Raw genomic sequence first — 26205 nt, 5'->3', positions numbered from 1 at the left:
TGAAATGTTGATGAGTCGTGTAGCAGAACGGAAGAAAAAGAGGGGAAGATGGTGGAAGGTTCCTCTGATTGTTTTTTCTCTATTAATCCTTGCTGGTGGAGTTTACGCTTTCACCCTTTACAACGGGGCAAAAGCTACGGTTGATCAGAAAATGAATAAGGAAGTCGCTTCTATTGACCATGAACTAACCGAGAAGAAAGTAAAGCAGAATGAACCGTTAAACATCCTGCTGTTAGGTGTAGATGAGAGGAATGGGGACAGGGGCAGGTCTGACGCTCTTATGGTGATGACGCTGGACCCAAATGACGATCGCAGCCAGATTGTCAGTATTCCAAGAGATACACGCACAGAGATGGTCGGAAACTCAAGACATAACGGCAGCTTAGATAAAATTAACCATGCCTACGCCTTTGGCGGTACAGATATGTCTATTCAGACGGTTGAAAATTTCCTTGATATTGAACTGGATTACTACGTGAAGATGAATATGGAAGGCTTAGCTGAAATGGTAGACGCTGTCGGCGGCGTTACCGTGCAGAATGATTTGGACTGGGTCGGCAAGAACGGCTACCACTATAAAAAGGGTGAGCTGAACTTAAACGGCGCAGAAACATTAATGTACGTACGCATGCGTTATGAAGACCCCCGCGGCGATGCAGGGCGTAACGAGCGTCAGCGTCAGGTTATTCAGCAGGTGCTGGATAAAGGAGCAAACTTCGCTTCTGTTAATAAAATCCATGACATGCTTGATGTGTTAGGCAATAACGTAACGACAAACATGGATTTCAGCGTCATGAAAGATTTGATGGTCAATTACAGCAGTGCCAGAAAAGATCTCAAGACTTATCAAATGACAGGGAATGGGACGAGAATCGGCGGTATCTATTACTTACAGGTACCTGACCAGGAAGTCCAAAAAGTCCAAGGGTTGATCAACGAATACAGCTCATAATTAAAGCGTCTCCTATTGAGGAGACGCTTTTTTAGTGCAATCATTTCTTTAAGTGAGGTTATTGTACAAAGACTTTCTTTTTTGAGAGAAGTCTCGCGTCCTTTTTTTCTTTCTTATTGACTCTAACGCTGCGTAATAGTTTAAGGTAAAAGCATGAGGTGATGGTCTTGTATAAAGTAAAAGAAGTAGCAGAGCTTGCTGGGGTTAGTGTGCGCACGCTGCATCATTACGACCATATTGGAATTTTAAAACCAGCACATACCGAAATGAATGGGTACCGCCTTTATAATGACGAAAATCTGGCCCAGCTGCAGCAAATACTCTTTTTCAAAGAGCTTGATTTTACGCTGCAGGATATTAAAGAAATTCTTGATGATCCGAATTTTGACAAGAAAAAGGCTCTCCACACCCATAAACAATTGCTGTTAGAAAAAAAGAACCGCCTCGAACGGATGATTCATTCCATTGAACAAACCATCCAATCAATTGAAGTAGGATCTGTTATGGAAAACAAAGATAGGTTTGAACCGTTTGATATGAAAAAGATCGAGGAGCATCAGAAGAAATACCGGAAAGAAGTAAAAGAAAAGTATAGTGGTACCAAAGCGTATGAAGAATCCATGAAAAAAACGGCGGCGTACAATGAAGATGACTGGAAAAGGATCCACCAAAAAAGCGGGGAATTGTATAACCGTATCGTTCAAGTGATGCATAAAGGACCGAAGGATGCCGAAGTACAGCGTATTGTCGGAGAAATGCGTCAACATATAACAGACAGCTTTTATGAATGTACACCGGAAATTTTTCGAGGGTTGGGAGATTTATATGTGAACGATCCACGCTTTACGAAAAATATTGATAAGCACCAGCCTGGTTTGTCGGCTTTTCTTCGTGAGGCCATGCATGTATATTGTGATAAGCTTGAGCAGAACGAATAAAGGTAAATTTAGAATTTTTTTCTGAAGAGCAAGCTATGTTGATGAGTGCCCTGAGGATATCTCCTTTTCCCAGGTGTTCAAAGTTGTGATGGAAGGTGAACTTTACAACTATTGCCTGCATCATTCAGATAAACCAGCTCCGTTTCAAAGGAGATTGCGAATTAAAAATGAAGTATGCAATTGATAATATCTTGAAAGCAAGTCTTAAACCAAAGGGACACAAATAGAATAAAAAATGAAAACGAACTTCCAAATTATTATTGGAAGTTCGTTTTCTATTCATATCAATATGGAATTTCAAGAGAGACTTTTCATAATCATGCCTCTGATTTACTAGTTAGTTGGATCGTTCGAGAAGTTCTGCTCCAACTTCCTGGCTGATGGCTCCTGTTCCTCCAAGGATGGTGAATTCGTTTGAATTGGAGCGGTCAATGAACGACTGCACTTCCTCTGGAATCCGGTCACTTCTCACGAGGAGAATGGGTTTCTCATCTTTGGCAGCGAGTACAGATCCAGTTAGAGCATCAGCAAATTCAAATCCTGTGGCAATATAAAATCCATCCGTCGGCATCTCCAGTCCTTCAATTAATTGAACAGATGTATCAAAGCGGTTTTCACCAGCGTAACGTGTTCCGTTTGGTACCTGGTCGAGAACCTTATCACTAATGACTCCTGTTCCTCCAACTACAATCGTCTTATCTACACGGCTTAAGACCGTTTGAGTTGAGTCAGGAATTTTGTCAGTTGCTGTTAAGAGGATGGGAAGTCCAGTTTGAGCAGCATAAGAGGCCGATGCCAAAGCGTCCGGAAAGTTATTGCCATAAGATAACACCGTTTGATCAAATTGGTTTCTTCCTTGTAAGGAGAGCAGTTCGTTGGCTATCTTCACGGATGTTTCATAACGGTTCTGCCCTGACAGACGTTTTACGTCAAATCCCATCTGTGAAATTTCTCTTTTCACTGTGTCTGATATGGCTCCTGTTCCACCCAGGATATAGACATCCTCGGCACCAAGGCGCTGCATTTCTTTTTTCGTTTCTTCCACCAGTCGATCGGAGCGGGTCAACAGGACGGGCGCATCCAATTCATATGCCAGAGGCGATCCAGCCAGGGCATCTGGAAAGTCAAATCCGGTAGCTAATACGACGGTATCTGAACCATTAGGCCAGCCTTTTTTAGAAATCTCTGCGGAAGTATCGAAGCGTGTGGAACCGCTGAGTCTCTCTGGTTGATCTAGAGTCCAATCCATCTTTAGTGAATAATTCTCTCTCGACCAGTTCTCGTAATATTCATAAACACCCACGTAATAGCGGCCTTTTTCTGCCCTGAAGGTGAGGCTTTCACTTTCCCCGCTGACACCGATGTCTTCGGAGTAAATTTCGTAAACGTCTCCATCGATTTCCTGATAGACATTAAAACCCATGTCGATGTGGCTTGCGGGATGAGACAATTCCAGGTTCACTTCACCTGGAAACTTCATTTCAAGAGAATACAAGTCTTTATCTGTCGGGAAGTTTAAACGTTCTTTTTCTACACCCGGGGAAAGCTTTTGTGCCTTTGTAATGTTCCAGGAGGACCGGTCTGTTCCCATGTCACTTATAGATGAGGTTAGAGCTTTATAGCCGTCCACCTGCCCGAATCCTGTCCAGGGATTGGATTCACCGGTGCGGAACTGTCTGCTGCCATTCTGAAGGGCAAATTCAACTTGTGGAGGTGTCCAATCCGGGTGTTCAGCCTTGATTAAGGAAGCAAGGCCGCTGACAATTGGTGTGGAGAAGGAAGTTCCGTCTCCTGTTTCGTATCCACCCATGGTGCTTGTGCTCAGGATGTTCACCCCAGGAGCGGTGACATCCACATGGTAACCGTAGTTGGAGAAGTCTGCGACTACGGGAGAACCACTCGTTGTATCGGTAGCCCCTACAGCAATAACCCAGGGATAGGCAGCTGGATAGGAAGGAGTATTGGTCTGATCGTTCCCTGTAGCTGCTATTAATACAATGCCGGATTCATAAGCATCCCACAGGACAGATTGTAATGTAGTGTTGTTTGTGTATCCGCCAAAGCTCATATTGATAATATCTACATTGCTGTCAATTGCGTAATCAACCCCTTTAATGACTCCTGTGGTCGATACGCTCCCCTCGTATTCGACATTGACTGGTTCGATTTTTGTAAAAGGGGCCACTCCGGTGACGCCCGTCTGGTTCATATTGGCGGCAATAATTCCTGTTACGAACGTCCCGTGTCCGTTGTAATCGTCATACACACTTCCTCCATAAACGGCATCATAACCACTGGTCAGCCGCCCATCCAGATCGTTATGCCCCTGGTAAACACCTGAATCAATGACGGCAGTTTTCACCCTGTCCGAACCACGTGTAATGTCCCACGCTCTTTCCATACCGATCATAGTTAAGTAGTCCTGATGACTTTGATAATATGTATCTTTGGGCACATAACTAGACTCATAGATTTGATCAGGAGAAGCTAACTCAATTCCATCCATCTGTTTGATCATTTGGAGCTCCTCATAGTAATCAAGCTTTTCCGGGATGTGAATCGTTTTCCACTGGCCTGCAGACGGACCATTACGCAAATTCTGTTCAATCATTTCATACTTGGATAAATCAGGGTCCGCCTTATCCCGTAGCTTAAGGATGACCTGGCGGTTATAGATCTTCTCTAAGGGTATCTGGTCTGCCCCTTGTAGTTCCGCCCCTTTCTCTTCGGTCTCGAATGTAATCTCTTTTTCTTCTTCTGCAAGACTTTCAATTTTCTTCCGATCTTCATCAGCTGAAGCAGGGGCTGCTCCTAAAACGATCAGCGTCACAACAAAAGCCGTCAGGTATAAAGCTCTCCATGTCTTTTTCACAGGCCATCTCCTCTTTTATAGGAATATATATCTATTCCCGAATAATATACAATAATAACCAATTATACGGATGGAATCTTAAAAATTGTATGACCATTGCAAAAGGTTGGAAGGTTAGCCTCCTATACCCGTAGAGAAGAAGCTTTCAAACGGGAAACACAAAAACCGGCAGACCGATAAATGGCTCGGCCGCCGGTTTTTGTGTTTTGCTATCCTTCAGCCTTTCCCAACAGAACGCTTGAGCGATCTTTAAGGGGAGGAGATAGGATGATTATTTACGATTACTTTCCCATTCTTTTATGGAGTCCTCTTCTAATTCGTCCCATGTCATTTCACCACTGATATATTTTTGGACATTTCCTCCTACATAATCCCCCCAAGTTCCAGGGTATCCAAGGAAGACCCATCCAGTGGTATTACCTTCTGAAGAATATTCATAGATTTCTTTAGATAGTGGGTCCGAGATTTCTGCTGTATCAAACCCTTCATAGGCAGGGATGAACTTGAAGTCTTTCAGGACCGCTTCTTTACCGGTCTCTGATGTGTACATCCAGTCTAAAAAGTCTTTAGACGCCTGGATGACTTCTTCGTCACTATTGTTGTTGACGGCCCAGTAATTCGGAATGCCGACAGGGATTTTTCCTTCGGACCCTTCGACTGGAATTGGCATAATGCCCATATTTTCCTGGGCAAATTCTTCATCCATCTGCAGCACCGATGGGTAGATCCAGTTTCCCTGCTGTATAATCGCTACTTCCTGTAGAGAGAAGTACTGCTCCACCTGCTGGGAGTAGTCTAAGCTTAATGTTGGCTGGATGGAATACTCATTCTGCAGGTCAATCATGCGCTTGAATTCATCACCTTTATCAAAAGCGACACTTTCTGCATTGAAGGCTTCTAATACTTTTTGATCAAATTCCGGTGCTAAATATACATTCGACAAGTGATTGCCCGGGACCCACTTTTCTTTCGCTGGAAAAGCAAATACGGCTTCTATGCCAAGTTCTTCTTTTTGGCTGTCCAGCTCCTGCACGGCTTTTTCTAAGTCTTCATAGCTTTTAAGACTGCCAGCGTCAATGCCTGCTTCTTCAAAAATACGTTTGTTGTAAATCAAACCGTATCCTTCCTGATTAAACGGCAGACCGCGTACCTTCTCTTCCTTGGTGACAGGCTCAAGCGTGCCATCAAGAGCGGCTTCTGCTGCTTTAGTGTCCGATAGGTCAGTGAGGTACTGGTCATAGTTTTGTGCCTCTGTTGGACCTGCAATACTGAAAATTTCAGGTTCATCACCAGAAGCGAATTTGGTTTTTAACGAACCGGCATAATCAGATCCTCCGCCAACAGCCGTAATTTTAATATTTACTCCAGGGTTTTCTTCTTCGTACTTGTCTGCCAATTCTTCAAACTGATCTTTAAATTCTACTTTCCCTTGAAAGACTTCAATCGTCAATTCATCTTCGGATCCAGAAGCAGAATCATCTTCTCCAGAGGAAAAAGAGCAACCTGCCAGCAGAGCTGTAGAAATAAGCAGCGACGTTCCTAGTTTTTTTACTTTCATATGATGCACTCCTTTTAGTGTGATATCGGTTTCAGAAATGGCCAAAAAACAACTGCGGATAACAAGGTTCTACGACTTGATTTCTAAAAGACAAGTGAGCTTTGGTTAGGATGTGATATCGGTTTCACATTTGAACAAAATGATATCATTGATTCGTTAGCTTGTATTATACACATAGTTGGTAACGCTTACAACAATTGTTTTGAAAATTCCGTGAAATTAAGTACTTTTTCGAACAATAAGTTCAAAGGGAAGGTCAACACACTCGGATTGAGCGCTTTTATCTTTAAAAAAGCGGAGGAGCTGCTCTACAGACTTTTCACCTAAGTCATCAATGGGCTGTCGGATGGTTGTCAGTGGAGGGTCCAGCAATTCTGCAATTGGCTGATCGTCAAAGCCAAGGATGGCCAGGTCCTCTGGAATGCGTATTCCATGTGCTTTTGCTTCTGACATGGCACCTGCTGCAATTTCGTCGCTGCCTGAAAAGAGAGCCGTCGGCCGGTCATTCATATTCATCATCTGGCGGATGATCTGCTTGCCATCATCAATGGTGTGTTTATTCACAAAAATCCAGCTTGGGTTTAAATCAAGATCCGCTTCCTTTAAGGCTTTTTGATAACCGTCATTGCGATCTTTATCCCGTCCCTCGCCTGCAAATAAGGCGCCCGTGCTGTATCCGATCTTTTTATGACCGCGTTCGATGAGGTGTTTCACTCCTGCATAGGCTCCTTCTGTCTGGTTCAGTTTTACCGTAGGCACAAGTGGATCCTGAACATATTCGTTGCAGCAGACGATAGGGCCGTAGGCTGAATAAGGCTTGATATCGTGCCAGTCGTTTTCGATTGAAGTCATAATGACGCCATCGACCTGCTTCGTTTTTAGCAAGTTAAGAAAAGAGATTTCTTTTTCTCTGCTCTCATCGCTTTGAAAGATGAGTACCTGGTATTCATTGGCATAGGCGGCTTGCTCGATAGCGTTTACTAAGTAAGCGAAAAAAGGGTTTACGATTCGTGGTACGATAACGCCGATTGTACTTGTGAGGTGGCCTCTCAATCTTCTCGCTGAAGGATTCGGATGATAGCCGAGTTCTTTCATCGCCTGCTGGACAAGCTCGCGTTTTTCTTTGGATATATAAGGGTGGTTGTTAATGACGCGTGATACGGTGGCTTTTGACAAACCTGCGTGTTTGGCTACATCAGAGATATTCGGCATAAATCTCACTCCCGTTCTTATGTGAAACTGGTTTCATATTTATAGTTTAAGGAAAAGTAGGCGGGTTGTCCAGATGTATTTTATAAGGGGATTTTTTCTTGAAACTGTCTGATTCCGGAATAACTGGGTGAAGCAAAGGTCCGATTGCGAGGGGGGTTTTCGGACCTTCCAGCACACCAATGGTACAGGGGAACATGTATTTATTCCGGGCGTTTTTATATTATTCTACTCCATTCGTAACTGCTGTTTTGCAAAGTTGCGGTAAAGTTCGTGTTCTTGAAATAACTGTTCATGGGTGCCGATTCCGGTCACCTTTCCTTTTTCTAAGAAGATGATTTGATCGGCATCTACGATTGTTGACAAGCGGTGGGCTATAACGAGTGTCGTCCGGCCTTTCATTAAATTCTTTAACGCATGTTGAACGACGATCTCTGATTGACTGTCCAGGCTGGATGTTGCTTCATCCAGCATTAAGATTTCAGGGTCGCGGAGCAAAGCTCTGGCAATGGCGATCCGTTGGCGCTGTCCGCCTGAGAGTTTGATGCCCCGTTCACCCACTTCGGTTTCATATCCATTCGAAAGTTCTTCAATAAATGCATGAGCATAGGCCATTTCAGCTGCAGCGACCACTTTTTCTTTAGGAATTTCTTCTTTAAGTCCATACGTAAGGTTGTCCATAATTGTCCCGGAGTATATCGGACTTTCCTGTGAAACATACCCGAGCATTTCCCGCCAAGATTTCAATGAATAGTACTGGATCGGCTCCTCAGCATAAAGAATCTGACCTTGGAGGGGATGGTAAAACTGTTCCATCAATGAAAACATCGTTGTTTTTCCACTCCCACTTGGTCCTACGATAGCGGTCACTTCACCTTTATGGGCAGTAAAGGAGACATCCTTTAGGACAATGTCCGAGGAATCATATCCGAAAGTCACAGCATCGACGGTAAGGTTGTGACTGCCTGTAACTACGTTTTTTCCATTGTCCAGCTGCTCTTCATCAAGAGTAAGAATCGAGAGGACTTTTTCGGTCGCTCCAATCGTTTTTTGAAATTGAGTGGTAAATACAACGATCTGGGTAATCGGCATGATGATTTGAAAAAGGTATATGAAAAAGGCGGCCAGTTCCCCGGGCGTCATCGCACCTGAAGTGACACGGACTCCTCCATATCCAATAATTAATACAAGGACGACAATAATCAAGGAAGAAACAAGCGGTGACATAAGGGCTTGTATGCCCCCCTCGCGTAATCCAAGACGGTACAGCTTCGCTATATCTGTCTTTCCATTTTTCCATTCCGGTTCCTCTGCGTTTGATGCTTTGACAAGGCGGATTTCAGAAATTACGCGGGTCAGGTTGGCAGAGAAACCAGCCGTCTCTTTTTGTAAATGACGGGAGATCTCTGACATCTTTCTTCCGATCGGGATAAGAAATAAAAGAGCGAGCGGAATGATGGAAAACATGACCAGTGTGAGCGGCCAGTCGAGATAAAACAGGATGATAACCGCGCCTGTAACCGAAATGATTCCTGTAATAAAGCCAGTGAAGTGTTCCGTGATTAAGTTTTTAATCACACCTGTGTCATTTGTCATCCGGCTGACGGCATCCCCGGTCTCGTGTTCATCGTAATAAGAAACAGGGAGGGTGAGGAGCTTCTTCCACAGCCTCTCCCGCAGCGAAGCGATGACATGCTGCCCAACGCGGGCAAGGAAATATACAGATACCCCGCCGGCCAGAGCCTGGATAAAGAAGGCAGCAACGATGCCGATGATGATGGTTGTATTTAAATCATTTAAGTCAAAGTTGTCGATGAGTTGACTGGCAAACAGCGGAATCGCCAGCCCCGCGGCGGTATTCAGCAGGCTTAAAATTAAGGCGGTGCTGAATAAGACTTTTGGGGGGCGGGTCGCTTTTATTAAGTTGAGCAGTTGTTTCCATTTGGCTTCTTTCATTAGGTACCTCGCTTAAAAAGAGTAAGAGTCTGTTAAACAGTGGGGATAGCTTTTCAAAAAAAGTTGTCGAACGTATACAGCTGACCTGGGAGTCTGAATTTTAAGGTATTTTTAAGGCACGCATGACGCACTGATATAGAACGATCTAATCCACTGTTCCACAACCTTATTATATCGAATGGAAGAAGAGAAGAAACGTGACGAGGCTTAAAGGGAAACAAAAAAGAAGAACAACACAGGTGTGTTGTTCTTTGTGGTGATAATATGGACTTTCTTTCAAAAAGTAGAATTATGAATAGGTTTTACATCTACTGAACGCATATAGGTGGGGTAGTGGATTGGGTGTTTTATGTCAAATACTTAGTGGAACATCTAATTAATACAATCCTATTGGACTGATCATTGAAAATTAATGGGTTTTCACCACCATCTTTTTTGAGTGAATTGAATGTTGTTCTAACTCGCTTCCTCTCACGTTCAATAATTTATCAGTGTTATATACGCATCTCTTTGGTGAAGGATAACGATCTCCTTCGTATTCTCTCATTAGAAAATGGTTCTTATACATCCTCAATATTAGGTTAGGTAAATGCTTTATTTTAGATATATGAATAATTGTATATATCTATGAGAAAAAGAAAGGTAAATGTGGTTAATCAAAAATACTCTACAAGATTCGTTCATTTTGTAGAACAAACCTGCATTGTGTTTAAGTTGTTAATTAATTTGGGATTATCGTGGTTGATTATTAATACTTTTTGATTTTTTTAAAATTTATTGAGGAGTTTATTTTATAATATGTGTATGTTTAAAAATAAATTCCATTTATGCCCAACTATAAATTGTAAAAAACCCCCTTTATTTCCATGTTTAAATAAGCTATAATTTAAAATAGTTCTTTATAATGAACGAACGAGGCTATTATAAATATTATACAAGTCACTGCTTTTCTTCTATATCAATGAGTGGTGTAGAAAATCCTATTAATAGAGGTGAATGATGTGATTGATCTTAATTGTCATATCCTTCCCGGATTAGACGATGGTCCGGATACGATGGAAAAAAGCCTTGAAATGGCAAAAGCTGCGGTGGATCAGGGGATTGAGACTGTTGTGGCCGCCCCCAGGTTCCAACCCTCTATCTATGAAAATAACAGGGAGAGGATTTTATCTCACTGCCGGGAGCTGAATGATGAATTATTTCAGCAGGGGATCGATTTAAAAATACTCCCTGGTCATGAAGTGAAAATCCACGGAGAACTTGTAGACGATATCAAAAGCGGGACAATTATTCCGGTAAATGAGACAAGCAACTACGTGTTTATTGTGTTCTCCAATAAAGAAATTCCTCATTATGCAAAGCAGGTTCTGTATGATATGCACATATCAGGCTATCTTCCGGTTATTGTTCATCCAGAACAAAACCAGATTTTAAAAAAGGAACCGGATCTGCTGTATCAACTTGTGAAAAATGGTGCCATCACACAGATATCGGCGGCAAGTTTAATGAATAAACATGGCAGGAGCACTCAAAAATTCGCCTTACAATTGATAGAACACAATTTAGCCCATGTCATTGCATCCAATGCTTATGACCATCGTAAGAAAGGCTTCTTCCTGCCTCAAGCGTATGAAAAAGTCAAAAAAGTATATGGATCAGAAGTGATGTATCAGTTTATGGAGAATGCTCATGTCATTCTTAACAATGAGATGGTGTATGCCGACCCTCCGGAAAGAATCAAGTCAAAAAAGAAATTGGGTATTTTCCCAAGCTCTTAAAAAGTCTTTATCCGAGGAGATTATTTTCTTTGCAGAAACATCCTGCCATTCTAAATCTCCTACCTGTAACGAAAGGCTTAATAAAAAGAACGCTGGAGGATAATCAAAATCTCCAGCGTTCTTTTTTGCCTTATACTGACGGACGGAAAAGTGTCGAAGGAATGTTTAAAAACGATGGCATTCATTGTAAACTATAGGAAGCGATTCGAATGCGAAGGATCGATTACCGTCTCATCCTGGTTCGTCACACCATATGAATGAAAGTAACAGGTGATGACAAGGGTGCGCCTTAAATATGAAGTTCGTCAGCCTTAAGCCTTTAGGAAAACGGAAAGGGGATGGTTATTGTTCATCTGCTTTTTACCGCTTTACTTAACGAAGGGGTGGATATCACGTAAAAGTCGTATTCTACTCGACTATTGCCGGCCTTACTAAATCATGTGGAGGAACATACAGAGAAAATGTGGGATCGTTCACGGATGCCAGGAAACGCTGCAATGAGAAGTTCCATAAACACTTTCTTTTAAATGGGACGTAACCCCAACGGTTTCAGTCGCTGGAGAAAGAATGAAAGAGGAGTAAAGAGATGAAATCTATTATACGCACCTTGCTTTTCCTGCTTTTCATAGGAGGATGGTTCTTAGGGCACTCGTCCATCACCTATGCATCAGGGAATGAACAAGTGAAACTGATTGTGAAATATAAAGATGAAGTAACGACACAGTCTGCGGAAAATGAGTTTCCTGTCGATATTATTTCGACAGATGTAGTAGGCTGGGAAGAAAAGGTAGAAGAGCTGAAAGAAAATCCAGCTATTGAATACATAGAAGTTGACACGAAAGTCTACGCGCAGGGTTTTACCCCGAACGATCCTTACTACATAGATCAGGAGAAAACCTATGAAGCTATGAAAGCGCCCGAAGCATGGACAGACTATGCACAGAAGCAGCCGGGAGATCCAGTTGTTGCGGTGATTGATTCAGGTGTCAATAAGAATCATCCTGATTTGGAGGGACAGCTGGTGGAAGGGACGAATCTTGTAGATTCGACACTCCCCCCTCAGGATACCTTTGGACATGGAAGTCACGTTGCCGGATTAATTGCGGCGAATACAGACAATGGATTAGGTGTATCCTCTCTCAGCTTAGGCGACGTGAAGATTATGCCGATTAAAATTATGGAAGAGAATTCAGGAAATGTTTCGGATGTCATTGAAGGGATCAGATATGCGGTCGAGCATGGGGCTGATGTGATTAACTTAAGTTTAGGGACGTATACATACAGAACCAGCCTTGCTGATGCGGTGGATTCTGCCGTCGAAGAAGGGGTTCTTGTCGTGGCAGCTGCCGGTAACAATGACAGGGCACAGAGCTTATATCCTGCTGCGCTGAATAACGTTCTTTCAGTGGGAAGTTATGATCTCCGTCTGCATGATAAAGCTTCCTTTTCTAATTATGGAGTGGATGTAGACGTTGTTACTCCGGGAACCGAGCTTTTAAGTACCTATCTTAAAGATGATTATAAAACAATGGAAGGAACAAGCATGTCAACAGGTCATGTGAGTTCACTGGCCTCGCTGTTAAAAAATCATGCGCCTTTTTTAAGAGGACAGCAGTTAAAACGGCTGATTGAAGAGTCTTCCCGCTATGTACCTGCCCACTTCAGTCTTGGGGAAGGGATGGTGGATGCGAAACAATCCATTGAAAACATAAGAGACCTTCATCGAATATCCGGCCCTACGTCAATACAAACATCAACAGCCATCTCGCAGATAGGTTGGAATGAGCTTGATGAGAAAGACTTGAAAATAGACGGGACCACAGAGACCGGGAAATTTGTCATTCTTGCAACAGGCAGGGATTTCCCTGACAGTCTGGCTGCTTCTCCCTTGGCTTCCTATTTGAACAGTCCCGTTTTATTAGAAAAAAGGGACCGGTTGTCCGTTTCCATCGAAGAAGAACTGGAACGGTTGAAAGCAACAGATGTTGTTTTAATTGGCGGAGCGAATGCGATATCAGAGGGTGTAGAAGATGACTTAGAAACAGAAGGTTATCACACCTACCGGGTGAGCGGATCGGACCGATATGAAACCGCCATTGCCGTCAATAGATTGATTCCATATGAGACCAATAAGGCATTCATTATATCTGGTCAGGAGTTTCCAGACGCTTTGTCCGCTGCCGGATACAGCGGCATGTATCAGTATCCCATTGTTTATGTGCGGTCAGACTCCATTCCAGATCCTGTTCAATCCTATATGGAGGAAAGCGGGATTACTAAGACTTATATTGTAGGGGGCACCCATCCGGTTTCTGAGGATGTCGAGAGCCGGCTGCCTGATTCAAACCCTTTGCGGATAGCCGGAAAAAACAGGTATGAAACCAATAGGGCCATGCATCGTACGTTTGGAAATGATGAGGCGGAAGAGCTTTATTTTGCCACTGGCCGAAACTTCCCGGATGGGATGGCTGTCGCCCCGCTTGCAGTACAGTCATCTAGTCCTATTATCCTTACCCAGGATAGTCAAATAGGACCAACAAATGAGAGCGTGCAGTTGTTCGATCAAAGAAAAGATTACTCGATTATTGGTGGAACGCAGCCGATCAGTATTCCTCTTGCCTGGGAAATTGACCGCTCTTTTTACCAATAAACCAGTAGACACCCAGTTTTGTAACTGGGTGTTCTTTTATTTCTTATTTTTCTGAATCTAATGAATATTGTTTGACGGTCTAGGGATATTGTCGTAAAATCAAGGTGTTGTAATTTTTTGAAAAATCAAGAAAAAGAAAGGAGAGTTTAGGAGAAATTACACCGTTTTAATCGAAAAATAGGAGGTTTTTAATTTTGGTGTCAAACAAAAAGAATGTAAAGAAAAAAGCCCTTTCTGTTTTTGCTAGTGCCGCAATTGTTGCATCTTCCTTCGCTGGAGTCAGTACATACAGTCCAGGTGCCGTTCAAGCAGAGACCAGCGCAGTGAAGAAGTTTAATACATTACTTAATTATCAAGAGATCGTCACACTCGCGAACAGTGAAGAAACCGTTCAAGAGCTTGTGATTATCGGGAATGGCCGGGATGCCACAGCACAGTTGGAAAACCTCGGCGTTACGGTTAAGCAGAACCATAAAAACTATGGTTATCTGGCTGAAGTGCCTACGAATAAAATCTATGATGTTATTAAGCTGGATTCCGTCCGTACCGTAGGTGAAAACCAGGAAATTCAACTGGCTCCGGTTGAACCGGATGAAGTGGAAGGACAGGCAGCGCCGGATCCGGATGCTGACGTTTCTCCAGATCAATTGGAAACTCACCCGGCTACTGGGGTGGATGATTTCCACGATAAGTTTGATGGGGAAGGTACACGCGTAGCGGTCATCGACTCCGGTCCAGACCCTGGTCACGCTTCCTTCACCGATCTTCCAGAGGCGGAAGAAGGGTCTGAGCAGACATCTGAGGAAGTGTTCGCTGAAACTAGAAAATATGGAGATTCTAAGATTGTTAATGTAAGAGACTATACAATCTCGAATTATCTTACAGCTAATGTTGGTGTATTCGCACCTTCCGAAAAATATCAGGAATTTGTCGCGGATCAGCCATACGATACGTTTGCAGAAGGTGACGTTGTTTTCATGCAGTTATCCGACGAGCAGAAAGCATCTGTTTCGATTGACGGCGTTGATACAGACAGTGAAGACGTCTATTACGGAGAAACTCACTTCCGTGCCTTTGCGGATTTCAATGCGGATGGCGAAGCTGATTGGGAAGTTGATGAAGACGGGGAACGTATCTTTGACCCTGAAAAAGCCGACAATTTCGGAGTTCTTCTCGTTGGTGACACCATTTATATAGATACCGACGAAGACGGCGATTTTAATGATGAAACAGCTTATGAAGATGGAGATGCCGGTACGTTTGATGTGGATGTAACCGATGAAAAAGTCGGCGTAAACTTCCGTGTCAATGACCTGGATGCCCTTAAAGACAGATATAATATTCGAACAGTTAACTTGTTTACGGACTTAAACGGACACGGATCCCACGTAGCAGGTATTACAGCCGCTAACGGCCCGCTCGCATCCAATGCATACGGCGCCATCGCTGGTGAAGGGGTCGCTCCAGAATCAGAAGTGGTAGGTCTGCGCGTGTTCCAGGAAGACGGCGGTGCAGCTACTTGGAGTATCCAAAAAGCGATGATTGATGCAGCTCTTCCTGAATCAAAAGGTGGATTTGATGCAGACGTTGCCAACTTGAGTTTAGGATCCCTTCCTGATTTGAATGAAGGTGTCGGAAGCTACGGCGAATTAATGAACGTTCTTAGCGAAGATACAGATATCGTCTTCGTAACATCAGCTGGTAACAGTGGACCTGGTATTGACTCCGTTGGTTCTCCTGGTGATGTTGGAAGTGTCATCTCTGTTGGTGCCTATATTAACTCTGACATGTGGGCGAAAGAATATAATGCCTATCCATATGGAAAAGACGCAGAAGGCAACCCTCTTGAAGGGGAAGGACTATGGTACTTCTCTTCTGCCGGTCCAAATGAACGAGGCGATCAGAAGCCGGATATCGTAGCTCCCGGTTCTGCCTATGCTGCACAGCCGGTGCACCAGTATCAGGTTGTGGCCTCAGGTGAACTAGAGCAGACCGCTTATGATGTCCTTCAGGGAACAAGTATGTCTGCGCCATATGTGGCAGGTGCGGTTGCGCTCCTTAAATCCGCGGCTCAAAAAGACCGTCTGCCATTTGACTATGAGTTAGCGCAGGAAGCGCTGATTCAAACAGCGGATGAAATTGATGGTTATAACCGTGCCCAGCAGGGTGGAGGTTTAATCAATGTTCCGGCTGCTTATGAGTACATGCGCGACAATTTTGTGAATGAAGTGAAAGATGTGGATGTTACAGTATTCCACGGTGAAAAAGTAGCTGGAGGTCCAGGTCTTTATGTTAGAAACAAAGATCTTCCAGAAACGGTGGAAGTGTTAGTAGAAAACAATTCTGATGAAGCGAAAACGCTTGAAGTAACATCTACACATGACTGGTTTACGCCTTCTGTAGATGAAATCACTATAGGTGCAGGGGAGTATGACTACATTACAGTTTCCTATGATGCTTCCAAACTTAAAACAGGCGTTAATGCTGGTAATCTAGTATTCAACGATCCTTCTACACCTTATGTGGAAGCTAGAAGTGCCCAGACGGTTGTAACAGGTTATGAGTTTAATGCAGATAACAACCACCGCTTCCGTGTGCAGGATGAGGTTCAGTCTTCTCAAACGAACGGCTACACATTTGACGTGGATTCAGGGCTGAGTGAGCTTCGTTTCTCACTTGATGCTCTTAAAGAAAACGATGACTTCAAGGGCCGTGTTCGTATGCTTGTCTTCGATCCAGACGGTTTCCAAGTCAACAGCTTTGTTGGCTATGCCGGTTATAATGGACTTGATGTAGAAGATTTTGTCGTTCCTTCTCCGAAGCCTGGGGTGTGGGAAGTTCATGTGTATGGAACCATTGCTCCTGAAGAAGGAAAAGAAATGAATCAATACACGCTTGAAGCTGTGGCTCAGGATATCGTAAGTGAACCTGGTAACATTGATCTTGGCAAAGTTACTACTTCCCAGGAGTTCAACGAAGAAGTGACGTTTACGAACTATTTGGCAGACGATGCCAATGTGAAGTTTGAAACGGTTGGTTTTACCGGCCCGATTAAAGAAACGATCACAGGTACCGTAACTCAAGGAACTTCTGATGATACGTTAGACGGGGACTTAATTAAAGTAGACATTGAAAATAATGTTTCTCTAAGCGTGGATGTTTCTCCATCACCATCTGCAGACTTAGATCTATTCCTGTATGACGAAGAAGGCAGACTTGCAGCTTACAGTGCTACTGGATCAGACAGCGAAGCGTTTACTGTCAGAGGTCTTCCTGATGGCGAATATACCATTGCTGTCGACAACTTTGGTGAAGGTTCTCAAACTGTCGACTATACGTTGAACATGACAGAAGAGAAAGTACTGCCATATGACTCTGATAATCAAGGGGAAGGATCTGTTACAGCGGGAATGGATTCTGCTTCCATTGGTGTTGGAGAATCCGTTGATGTACCTGTAACGATTACAACACCAGATCAGCCGATTAAAGGTTATGCCGCTCTTTACATGTTAGATGCTGAAACAGACGAAGTACTTGATCTTGTTTCCATTACGACAGATGCGGACCTTGTAAGCACGCTGTCCGGTGAAAACCGTGTAGGTACGGCAATTGAGATTTCCAAAGATCTATATCCAGATGGCGGAGCAGATACAGTCGTCGTTACTACGGGTTATAACTTCCCGGATGCTTTATCAGCAGGTCCATTAGCTTCTGCAGCAGATGCTCCTATCATTCCAGTCAACAGCGGTGGAACATTAACAGATGCGGCTCTTGATGAGATTGAACGTCTAGGTGCAGAGAATGTTTATATCCTAGGTGGAACAGGAGCGGTATCAGAAGAAGTGTTCACTCAGCTGAACAGTATCAGCATCGCTTCTAATAACGTGAAGCGCCTATCTGATGATACTCGTTATGGTACAAACCTTGAGATTGTAAAAGAATTACAGAGTGAGTTTGGTTACGAAGGAAATGGTGTATTCCTTGCAACTGGTAAGAACTATGCAGATGCTCTAAGTGCCGCTTCTATCGCAGGTGACATGGGTATGCCGATCGTTCTTACAAATGGGGAAGACCTTTCAGATGAAGCCTTAGCTGTCCTTGAAAACGAGGATGTGTATGTGGTTGGTGGAACAAGCGTTGTTTCTGATGACGTTGTCAGTCAAGTAGAAGAAGTATCCTTGGCTGTTGAGCGTCTATCTGGTGTAAACCGTTATGGTACACTTGTAGACTTGCTTCAAGAGTTCGAACCAAGCACAAATCAGCTTTACGTGGCCAGCGGAACAAACTACCCGGATGCCCTTGCGGCAGCTCCTCTAGTTACAGGAAAAGATGGCATGTTATTGTTGGTAGACCCTGAAAATCTACCAAGAGAAGTGGATGCTTACTTAACTAAGTATGCGTACACGAATGACATTTCTTCTATCACTGTTCTTGGTGGAGATGCAGCAGTCAGCCCGGCTGTGAAAGAAGCTCTTCAGAAGAAAGCAACAAAATAATAGATGGATCGAAAACGCCTTCCAACTGGAGGGCGTTTTCTTATATAAAACCATTCTTTATTTTTTACGGCCATCCATATTAATGTCCCAACCATAGGTTCTTTTGTACTCATCATACGAGTCAGAAACATTTCTGTTTAAAAATTAGAATATTTTGAATAATTGTGGGATTTTTTAACATAATTTGTTGACAGCGCTTTCATATAATCGTATAGTAGAGATAACAAGTTAAGTGCGTGGTGGAGATGCGGAGACCCACACTATTTTGCATACAGCATGAGGAGTATGCGTTTTAGTGCGGGTCTTTTTTATACCCTTAACTTGAAAAAAAGGAAAAAGAGGTGTAAGAAATGTCGGAATTTCTTGCAGAGCTGATTGGCACGATGATTCTCATTATCTTTGGTGGTGGTGTTGTCGGTGGTGTGGTATTGAAGAATTCGAAAGCCGAAGGCTCAGGCTGGGTCGTTATTACCATTGCCTGGGGACTTGCGGTTACGATGGCAATTTATGCTGTCGGTAGTTTTACGGGAGCCCACATCAACCCTGCTGTTACGTTAGGACTTGCTAGTATTGGAGATTTTCCATGGTCTAAGGTTCCGCTTTATATTGCTGCACAAATGATTGGTGCCATTATAGGAGCGGCAATTGTCTTTCTTAACTACTTGCCTCATTGGAGAGAAACGAGAGATCAGGGAGCAAAACTTGCTGTATTCTCAACAGATCCTGCTGTACGCAGCCCTTTTTCTAACTTAGTAAGCGAAATTATAGGTACATTTGTACTGGTGATGGGAATTTTATTTATTGGCGCAAATGAATTTACAGAAGGTTTAAACCCTCTTATTGTCGGTGCGTTGATTGTTGCGATTGGTATGTCCTTAGGGGGAGCGACAGGTTATGCCATTAATCCTGCCCGTGACCTGGGACCAAGGATTGCTCATGCTATTCTTCCAATTCCAGGAAAAGGTGGATCGGACTGGGGATATGCATGGATTCCGGTCGTTGGACCGGTGCTGGGCGGTATTTACGGTGCGTTATTCTACCGTGCCATCTTTGTCCAGGAATTCTCAATAGCCTTCTGGGTTCTTTCAGCTATAATGGCATTTATTTTAGTCGGAGCAGCGAACGCGGAGATTAAAAAAGGAAAAACTGTCGGAAACCAATTGGAAGAAAAAATCAGCTGAATATTATTTAAATAGAGGAGAGAGTTACCATGACAGAAAAATATATTCTATCGATTGATCAGGGAACAACGAGTTCACGTGCCATCCTTTTTAATAAAGAAGGAAAAATCGTACAGACCGCACAAAAAGAATTTGAGCAGTTCTTTCCAAAGCCAGGCTGGGTCGAGCATGATGCAAATGAAATTTGGACATCCGTGTTAGCGTGTATGGCAGATGTCTTGAGAAAGTCAGATGTAGAACCTTCTCAAATTGAGGGGATTGGAATTACCAACCAGCGTGAGACAGCAGTTGTTTGGGATAAGAATACAGGCAAACCAATTTATCATGCCGTGGTCTGGCAGTCCAGACAAACGGAAGACATCTGCAAGGAACTGCGGGCAGAAGGGCATAATGAGCTTTTCCGCAGCAAAACAGGCTTGCTGTTGGATCCTTACTTCTCAGGCACAAAAGTAAAGTGGATGCTTGACAATGTAGAAGGAGCAAGGGAAAAAGCGGAAAACGGAGATTTGATGTTCGGAACAATTGATACGTGGCTGGTTTACAAATTATCTGGAGGCAAGACGCACATTACGGACTATTCCAACGCATCCCGGACATTAATGTATAACATTTACGACCTGAAGTGGGATGACGAACTGCTGGATATTTTAACTGTTCCAAAATCCATGCTTCCTGAAGTGAAATCATCTTCAGAAGTTTACGCAAAAACCGTCGATTATCACTTTTTCGGTCACGAAGTTCCAATCGCTGGTATTGCCGGTGACCAGCAGGCGGCATTATTTGGACAGGCCTGCTTTGAAAAAGGTATGGCAAAGAATACTTACGGAACCGGCTGTTTCATGCTGATGAATACAGGCGAAGAAGGGGTGCCTTCCGAACACGGACTCCTCACAACTCTCGCCTGGGGCATCGATGGAAAAGTGGAGTATGCGCTGGAAGGAAGTATCTTTGTAGCGGGCTCAGCTATTCAATGGTTAAGAGACGGATTGAAATTGATTGAAAGCGCACCGGAAACAGAAAGCTATGCTACATCTGTTGACTCATCGGACGGGGTGTATTTAGTCCCTGCTTTTGTGGGACTGGGTACCCCGTACTGGGATAGTGACGCCAGAGGAGCGGTCTTTGGTCTGACGCGCGGTACGTCAAAAGCACACTTTGTCCGCGCTACACTGGAATCATTAGCGTACCAGACGAAGGACGTTCTTGATGCGATGATTGCTGATTCAGGCATAGAATTAAAGACTCTCCGTGTGGATGGTGGAGCGGTTAAAAATAACTTCCTTATGCAGTTCCAAAGTGATATTCTCGGCGTTCCAGTCGAACGTCCAGTCGTTCAGGAAACAACTGCGCTGGGGGCGGCCTTCCTTGCGGGGTTAGCCGTTGGTTATTGGGAAGATAAGGACGAAATCAAACAGCAGTCTGAAAATGAAAGGACCTTTACAGGTGACATGACTGAGAGTGAACAGGAAAGACTTTACAGCGGCTGGCAGAAAGCTGTAGAAGCAACAAGGAAATTTAAATAATTCATATTTTTGTACAGGCACCTTTGTTTAAAAAAGGTGCCTATTCTTTTATAAAGGATGGGATGTAAATATGAAAAAATTAATCAACAACCCGGACCATGTTATTACAGAAATGCTCGATGGATTTGTAGCCGCTCATGAACAGGCTGTCAAAAGACTTCCTGATACAACGGTTATTACACGCAAGGATGCCCCTGTAAAGAATAAAGTGGGAATTGTAAGCGGCGGAGGAAGCGGCCATGAACCGGCTCATGCGGGGTACGTGGGAGAAGGGATGCTTGACGGGGCTGTATCTGGAGAGGTATTTACTTCCCCTACCCCCGATCAGGTTTTTGAAGCTATTAAGGCGGTCGATGGAGGCGCGGGTGTTCTGCTTATTATCAAAAATTATACAGGGGATGTCATGAATTTTGAGATGGCCGCAGAGCTTGCAGAAGCTGAAGGGATTGAGGTTGAACGTGTAATCGTAAACGATGACGTAGCCGTTGAGGACAGCTCGTTTACGACAGGGCGAAGAGGCGTGGCAGGCACCATTTTTGTTCATAAGGCTGCTGGTGCTAAAGCTGAAAGCGGTGCTTCTTTATCAGATGTCAAAAAGACGGCAGAACAAGTCATCAGGAATGTTCGTACGATGGGTGTTGCCCTTCGTCCTTGTATCATGCCTGCCTCTGGAGAGGAGAGCTTTGAACTGGCTGAAGATGAAATGGAGGTGGGGATTGGTATCCACGGAGAACCGGGAGTAGAAAAGAAACCATTGTCAGCTGCTGATGATATAACAGAAGATTTATTGAATAAGATTGTTCCGGAACTGGAACTGAACCAATCTGATGAAGTGGCTGTTATGGTGAATGGAATGGGCGCGACACCGGAAATGGAGCTTTATATTATGAATCGGAAAGTGCAGGAATGGTTAGCTGCGAAGGGTGTAACTGTATCCCATACGTTTGTAGGGGAATATATGACATCTTTAGAAATGACCGGCTGTTCCATTACGCTGTTGAAAGTAGATAACGAATTAAAAGGACTGCTGGATGCACCTTCAAATGCTCCTGCGTTTCGTGTGAGAAAGGAGAAGTGAAGCGGATGGAAGTGATTCAGGTGCAGGAGTGGCTGTCCAGAACCAACGAGGATCTACAAGAACAGAAAGATTACCTTACATCTCTTGATCGAGCAATTGGGGATGGGGATCATGGAATTAATATGGCGCGAGGCTTTAAAGAGGTGACCAAATCGTTAGAGGGAAAAGACTTTACTGAAGTCTCTGATGTATTAAAAGCGGCTGCTACTACAGTAATGTCGAAAGTTGGAGGAGCCTCAGGGCCTTTATACGGCACAGCTTTATTAAAAATGTCGATGGCCTGTAAAGGAAAGCAGGTGGATTATAAAACTCTCATTGAGATGGTAGAAGCAGGGTTAGAGGGTATTAAGCAAAGAGGTAAAGCCGAGACGGGAGAAAAAACAATGGTCGACGTCTGGACCCCTGTTCTGTCCGGGATGAAGGAAGTTGATCATTTTGACGGGGAACGTATAAAGCATGTCGCAGAAGAGGCGAAGGATAATACAGAGAGTATGCAGGCCACCAAAGGTCGTGCCGCTTACTTAAAAGAACGCTCGAAGGGACATTTAGACCCAGGGGCCGTCTCGTCATACTTTCTGTTTAAGAATCTTGCGCTCGTCATGGAGGAGGCTTAACTTGTGAGTAGTACAGCTATCGTCGTCGTCTCTCATAGTGAAAAAGTAGCCGAAGGAATCAAGGAGCTTCTGCAGCAGGTTGTAGGGGATGTTCCCGTTGAAGCTGCCGGGGGGAGTGAAATCGGCGGTATCGGGACAAGTTTTGAGAGGATACAAAACGCTCTTGAAAAGGTAAGGGGTACTTGTGATGGCACGCTGGTTTTTTACGATCTCGGAAGTGCCAGAATGAATGCAGAAATGGCGATAGAGATGCTGGATTCTGAATCTATTCAACTGGTAACCTATCCAATCCTGGAAGGGGCTTACTTAGCAGCTGTAGAGTCCAGCATTGATAAGCCGATGGATGAAATTATAAACTCATTAAAAAAAGAATTTGATTCATAATGGGTGAGCTGTCTTTAATAAGGCAGCTTTTTTTTATGAAATCTGACTTAATTCTTGGATATTTCTTCAAAACGTGTTGTGTTTTTAGAATATTTGCAATAATATAAAAGTGTACATACCTACCAGTCGGTATGTTAATCAGGGTGGAATCGGAAAACGGTGTAATTCATAGAAACGGAGATGATCATATGCATTTGCGTCTAACCGACGAACAGGAAATGGTAAGAAAGACCATTCGTAAGTTTGTGGAAAAAGAATTAATTCCGCTTGAAAATGATGTGCTGCGTAATGAAAGAGAAGGAAAGCCAAGTCTTTCACCGGGTAAGCTGGAAGAGCTGCAGCAAAAAGCAAAAGAAGCAGGCTTCTGGGGGATTAATACACCGGAAGAGTACGGGGGAGCGAACCTCGGACAAATGATGCTCGCCATCGTTCAAATGGAAGTGGCCCGTACATTTGTGCCATTCACCTTTGGAGGATCGGCCGATAACATTCTTTACTATGGCAATGAGGAGCAAAAAGAAAAATACTTAATTCCAACGATAAACGGTGAGAAAAAATCCTGCTTTGCGATGACGGAGCCTGGAGCAGGGTCGGACACAAGAAACATACGGATGACTGCTGTGAAAGATGGCGGAGAATGGGTCCTTAATGGAGAGAAAACCTTCATTACAGGTGGGAATGAAGCGGATTTTGTCATGGTCATTGCCGTGACAGACAAAGAACTTCACCAATCTTCCGGCGGGAGACAGGGTGTAACGTGTTTTATCGCGGACCGTTCCATGGGATGGGAATCCGAATATATCCACACCATGGGCGAATGGGGACCAGCATCCCTGATCTTTGATAATGTCCGTGTACCGGAAGAAAACATTCTCGGTGAGATGAATCATGGGTATGACCTTGGTCTTGAGTGGATTGGATTTGCCCGCTGGGTCGTCGGGGCACGTGCTGTCGGAGCTGCTGAACGCTTGTTGAATATGGCGATTGATTATGCGAATGAGCGGGAAACATTCGGCAAGCCTATTGCAACCAGACAGGCGATCCAGTGGCAGATTGCAGATTCTGCCGTTGAAATTGAAGCAGCCAAATGGCTTGTTCTTAATGCAGCCTTTACGCTCGATCAAGGAGAAGATAACCGTCATTATGCATCCATGGCGAAATTGTATGGAGCAAACATGGGCAATAACGTCATCGACCGTGTTCTTCAAATCCATGGTGGTATGGGCTATACAAAAGAGCTGCCTATCGAGCGCTGGTACCGTGAAGCGAGACTGTGGAGAATCTATGATGGAACAGATGAAATTCAACGCTTGATTATATCTCGTAATCTATTAAAAGGACATGTGAAAATCGGTTAGAACTTAAGGAGGAAATGGATATGACAGGAAGGTTTGAAAATCGCACAGCATTTGTAACAGGCGGTAGTCGTGGAATTGGGAAAGGAATTGCCAGGCAGTTAGCTGAAGGAGGGGCGAAAGTAGCCATCATTGATGTGAATGAAGAAGCCCTCCAGGAAGTGGAAGCGGAATTTAAAGAAGATGGTTTTGATGTTTTCTGCCAGTCAGCCGATGTCGTTGACTATGAACAAGTGGAAGCCGCTATGCAGGAAGCCCATAACCGTTTCGGATCACTTGATATTCTTGTTAATAACGCAGGTGTGATTCGTGACAACATGTTATTTAAGATGACAGATTCAGACTGGGATACAGTCATGAATGTTCACTTGAAGGGTTCGTTCAATGCGGCACGGGCTGCGCAGCGTTTCATGGTGGAAAATAAGTATGGGCGCATTATCAATATTTCCTCGACTTCGGCGCTTGGAAATCGTGGGCAGGCCAACTACGCCACGGCAAAAGCAGGACTGCAGGGCTTCACGAAGACGCTTGCGATCGAGTTAGGGAAGTTTGGAATTACAGCCAATGCGGTTGCCCCGGGCTTTATTGAAACCGAAATGACGAAGGAAACAGCTTCCCGCATCGGGATTTCTTTTGAGGACCTTGTCAAGGCAAGCGTTGATAAGATCCCGGCAGGCAGAAGTGGAAAACCGGAAGACATCGCCAATGCGGTCGCATTTTTTGCTGATGAACACTCTTCCTTTGTAAACGGCCAGGTGCTCTATGTTGCAGGTGGTCCAAAGAACTGATGGGAAAGGGGAACGTTTATGTTTAAACAATCGATCGGAAAAAAGTCGAATCGGGTAAAGAACACGGTTGAGCGGGGAGCAGTTAAGAAGTTCGCTGAATCTATCGGGGATCCTCATCCTGTTTTTATCGATGATGTTGCATTTTCACGTAATATAGCCCCTCCAACCTTTCCGAGAGTTTTTGATTATGGAGAAATTGAAGGGTTGGATTTACCGAAAAAGGGATTGATTCATGGAGAGCAGAACTATCACTATGAACGTCCGCTTTTCGTAGGGGAAGAGATTCTCTGCTTTGCGGAAGTGGAAGATTACTATGAACGAAGCGGAAAAAGCGGAGATATGGGTTTTCTTAAAGTGAAACGGTACGGAGAAGATCTGGAGGGGCAGTTAATCTTCTCAGAAGAACAAGTGGTTATTATTACAGAAGCCGTTAGAAAGGAGATGCGTGTATGAGTGCTTTAGATGAGTTGCAGACAGGCGATAAGCTGGAGACGATTACGCTTCCTCCTGTTTCGCGGATCGATTTAATTAAGTACGCCGGAGCTTCCGGTGATTACAATCCTATTCATACCATTGATGAAGAAGCAGAAAAAGCTGGTCTCCCTGGTGTCATTGCTCATGGGATGTGGACAATGGGGAATCTTGCTAAGCTGTTTACCCCTTTTTATGAACACGGGTTTATCCAGGACTACTCGATTCGTTTTAAAGGCATGGTTTTCCTTAATGATGTCATCACGTTACATGCAGAAGTTGAAAACAATGACAAAGAGCAGGCGGCGTTTCACGTCCGAGCTGAAAACCAAAAAGGAAAAGCAGTTATTGAAGGCCAGGTCGTTTTCAGTAAGAGAGAAATAAAAGCGGTTACATATTAAG

18 protein-coding genes are annotated in these 26205 nt (G+C 43.9%); 14 read left to right on the top strand and 4 right to left on the bottom strand.

Going from position 1 to position 26205, the window contains the following annotated elements; genetic code table 11:
- Window positions 1–10: 10 nt before the first annotated feature.
- Together LC036_RS08255 and LC036_RS08250 are read left to right on the top strand one after the other, a co-directional pair.
- Window positions 11–952, top strand: coding sequence for an LCP family protein (locus LC036_RS08255; protein ID WP_226580901.1), 942 nt, complete (start codon window positions 11–13; stop codon window positions 950–952).
- Window positions 953–1113: 161 nt separating this feature from the next.
- Window positions 1114–1890, top strand: coding sequence for a MerR family transcriptional regulator (locus LC036_RS08250; protein ID WP_226582463.1), 777 nt, complete (start codon window positions 1114–1116; stop codon window positions 1888–1890).
- 337 nt (window positions 1891–2227) lie between these two features.
- Here LC036_RS08250 and LC036_RS08245 read toward each other — a convergent pair whose 3' ends face one another.
- From LC036_RS08245 to LC036_RS08230, 4 genes are all read right to left on the bottom strand, one after another.
- Window positions 2228–4762 carry a cell wall-binding repeat-containing protein gene (locus LC036_RS08245; RefSeq protein WP_226580899.1) on the bottom strand — a complete coding sequence of 845 codons (2535 nt, stop codon included), beginning with the start codon at window positions 4760–4762 and terminating at the stop codon, window positions 2228–2230.
- A 271-nt stretch (window positions 4763–5033) separates the two neighbouring features.
- On the bottom strand, window positions 5034–6320 hold the full coding sequence (locus LC036_RS08240) for an ABC transporter substrate-binding protein (RefSeq protein ID WP_226580896.1): 1287 nt from the start codon (window positions 6318–6320) through the stop codon (window positions 5034–5036).
- A gap of 219 nt (window positions 6321–6539) precedes the next feature.
- Entirely contained in the window at window positions 6540–7532 is a 993-nt protein-coding gene (locus LC036_RS08235; protein ID WP_226580893.1) for a LacI family DNA-binding transcriptional regulator, read from the bottom strand.
- Window positions 7533–7757: 225 nt separating this feature from the next.
- Window positions 7758–9485, bottom strand: a complete 1728-nt coding sequence (locus tag LC036_RS08230) for an ABC transporter ATP-binding protein (protein WP_226580891.1) — start codon at window positions 9483–9485, stop codon at window positions 7758–7760.
- Between the two features lie 1001 nt (window positions 9486–10486).
- Between LC036_RS08230 and LC036_RS08225 the strand changes: the two genes are divergently transcribed.
- From LC036_RS08225 to LC036_RS08170, 12 genes are all read left to right on the top strand, one after another.
- Window positions 10487–11263: a tyrosine-protein phosphatase gene (locus LC036_RS08225; RefSeq protein WP_226580888.1), complete on the top strand. Its 777-nt coding sequence runs from the start codon at window positions 10487–10489 to the stop codon at window positions 11261–11263.
- A gap of 586 nt (window positions 11264–11849) precedes the next feature.
- On the top strand, window positions 11850–13913 hold the full coding sequence (locus LC036_RS08220; protein ID WP_226580886.1) for a S8 family serine peptidase: 2064 nt from the start codon (window positions 11850–11852) through the stop codon (window positions 13911–13913).
- Window positions 13914–14110: 197 nt separating this feature from the next.
- The gene (locus LC036_RS08215) at window positions 14111–18409 is read left to right on the top strand and encodes a cell wall-binding repeat-containing protein (protein ID WP_226582461.1); all 4299 of its coding nucleotides are present in this window, start codon (window positions 14111–14113) and stop codon (window positions 18407–18409) included.
- A gap of 350 nt (window positions 18410–18759) precedes the next feature.
- Window positions 18760–19590: an MIP/aquaporin family protein gene (locus LC036_RS08210; RefSeq protein WP_226580884.1), complete on the top strand. Its 831-nt coding sequence runs from the start codon at window positions 18760–18762 to the stop codon at window positions 19588–19590.
- Between the two features lie 29 nt (window positions 19591–19619).
- Window positions 19620–21113 (top strand): glycerol kinase GlpK, encoded by a 1494-nt coding sequence (gene glpK / locus LC036_RS08205; RefSeq protein WP_226580882.1) that lies wholly within the window; start codon window positions 19620–19622, stop codon window positions 21111–21113.
- A gap of 70 nt (window positions 21114–21183) precedes the next feature.
- A complete protein-coding gene (gene dhaK, locus LC036_RS08200) occupies window positions 21184–22191 on the top strand; it encodes a dihydroxyacetone kinase subunit DhaK (protein ID WP_226580879.1) in 1008 nt (335 codons plus the stop codon).
- A 5-nt stretch (window positions 22192–22196) separates the two neighbouring features.
- Complete coding sequence (gene dhaL, locus LC036_RS08195) at window positions 22197–22805, top strand: dihydroxyacetone kinase subunit DhaL (protein WP_226580876.1); 609 nt, start codon at window positions 22197–22199, stop codon at window positions 22803–22805.
- 3 nt (window positions 22806–22808) lie between these two features.
- Window positions 22809–23189, top strand: a complete 381-nt coding sequence (gene dhaM, locus LC036_RS08190) for a dihydroxyacetone kinase phosphoryl donor subunit DhaM (protein ID WP_226580874.1) — start codon at window positions 22809–22811, stop codon at window positions 23187–23189.
- 188 nt (window positions 23190–23377) lie between these two features.
- A complete protein-coding gene (locus LC036_RS08185) occupies window positions 23378–24547 on the top strand; it encodes an acyl-CoA dehydrogenase family protein (RefSeq protein WP_226580869.1) in 1170 nt (389 codons plus the stop codon).
- A 20-nt stretch (window positions 24548–24567) separates the two neighbouring features.
- Entirely contained in the window at window positions 24568–25332 is a 765-nt protein-coding gene (locus LC036_RS08180; protein ID WP_226580865.1) for a beta-ketoacyl-ACP reductase, read from the top strand.
- A gap of 18 nt (window positions 25333–25350) precedes the next feature.
- On the top strand, window positions 25351–25785 hold the full coding sequence (locus LC036_RS08175; protein WP_226580862.1) for a MaoC family dehydratase N-terminal domain-containing protein: 435 nt from the start codon (window positions 25351–25353) through the stop codon (window positions 25783–25785).
- A complete protein-coding gene (locus LC036_RS08170) occupies window positions 25782–26204 on the top strand; it encodes a MaoC/PaaZ C-terminal domain-containing protein (RefSeq protein ID WP_226580859.1) in 423 nt (140 codons plus the stop codon). The genes LC036_RS08175 and LC036_RS08170 overlap by 4 nt, the downstream gene beginning before the upstream one ends.
- The last annotated feature ends 1 nt before the right edge of the window (window position 26205 follow it).

The sequence above is a fragment of the Halobacillus litoralis genome (assembly GCF_020524025.1).
Lineage (GTDB): Bacteria > Bacillota > Bacilli > Bacillales > Halobacillaceae > Halobacillus > Halobacillus litoralis_D.
This window is presented reverse-complemented; position numbering and strand designations above follow the sequence as displayed.

Excerpts from the sequence above, each read along its gene's own strand:
- LC036_RS08255 (WP_226580901.1), top strand. The coding sequence starts at position 11 with ATGAGTCGTGTAGCAGAACGGAAGAAAAAGAGGGGAAGATGGTGGAAG.
- LC036_RS08250 (WP_226582463.1), top strand. The coding sequence starts at position 1,114 with ATGGTCTTGTATAAAGTAAAAGAAGTAGCAGAGCTTGCTGGGGTTAGT.
- LC036_RS08240 (WP_226580896.1), bottom strand. The coding sequence starts at position 6,320 with ATGAAAGTAAAAAAACTAGGAACGTCGCTGCTTATTTCTACAGCTCTG.
- LC036_RS08235 (WP_226580893.1), bottom strand. The coding sequence starts at position 7,532 with ATGCCGAATATCTCTGATGTAGCCAAACACGCAGGTTTGTCAAAAGCC.
- LC036_RS08230 (WP_226580891.1), bottom strand. The coding sequence starts at position 9,485 with ATGAAAGAAGCCAAATGGAAACAACTGCTCAACTTAATAAAAGCGACC.
- LC036_RS08220 (WP_226580886.1), top strand. The coding sequence starts at position 11,850 with ATGAAATCTATTATACGCACCTTGCTTTTCCTGCTTTTCATAGGAGGA.
- LC036_RS08210 (WP_226580884.1), top strand. The coding sequence starts at position 18,760 with ATGTCGGAATTTCTTGCAGAGCTGATTGGCACGATGATTCTCATTATC.
- glpK (WP_226580882.1), top strand. The coding sequence starts at position 19,620 with ATGACAGAAAAATATATTCTATCGATTGATCAGGGAACAACGAGTTCA.
- dhaK (WP_226580879.1), top strand. The coding sequence starts at position 21,184 with ATGAAAAAATTAATCAACAACCCGGACCATGTTATTACAGAAATGCTC.
- dhaL (WP_226580876.1), top strand. The coding sequence starts at position 22,197 with ATGGAAGTGATTCAGGTGCAGGAGTGGCTGTCCAGAACCAACGAGGAT.
- LC036_RS08185 (WP_226580869.1), top strand. The coding sequence starts at position 23,378 with ATGCATTTGCGTCTAACCGACGAACAGGAAATGGTAAGAAAGACCATT.
- LC036_RS08180 (WP_226580865.1), top strand. The coding sequence starts at position 24,568 with ATGACAGGAAGGTTTGAAAATCGCACAGCATTTGTAACAGGCGGTAGT.
- LC036_RS08175 (WP_226580862.1), top strand. The coding sequence starts at position 25,351 with ATGTTTAAACAATCGATCGGAAAAAAGTCGAATCGGGTAAAGAACACG.
- LC036_RS08170 (WP_226580859.1), top strand. The coding sequence starts at position 25,782 with ATGAGTGCTTTAGATGAGTTGCAGACAGGCGATAAGCTGGAGACGATT.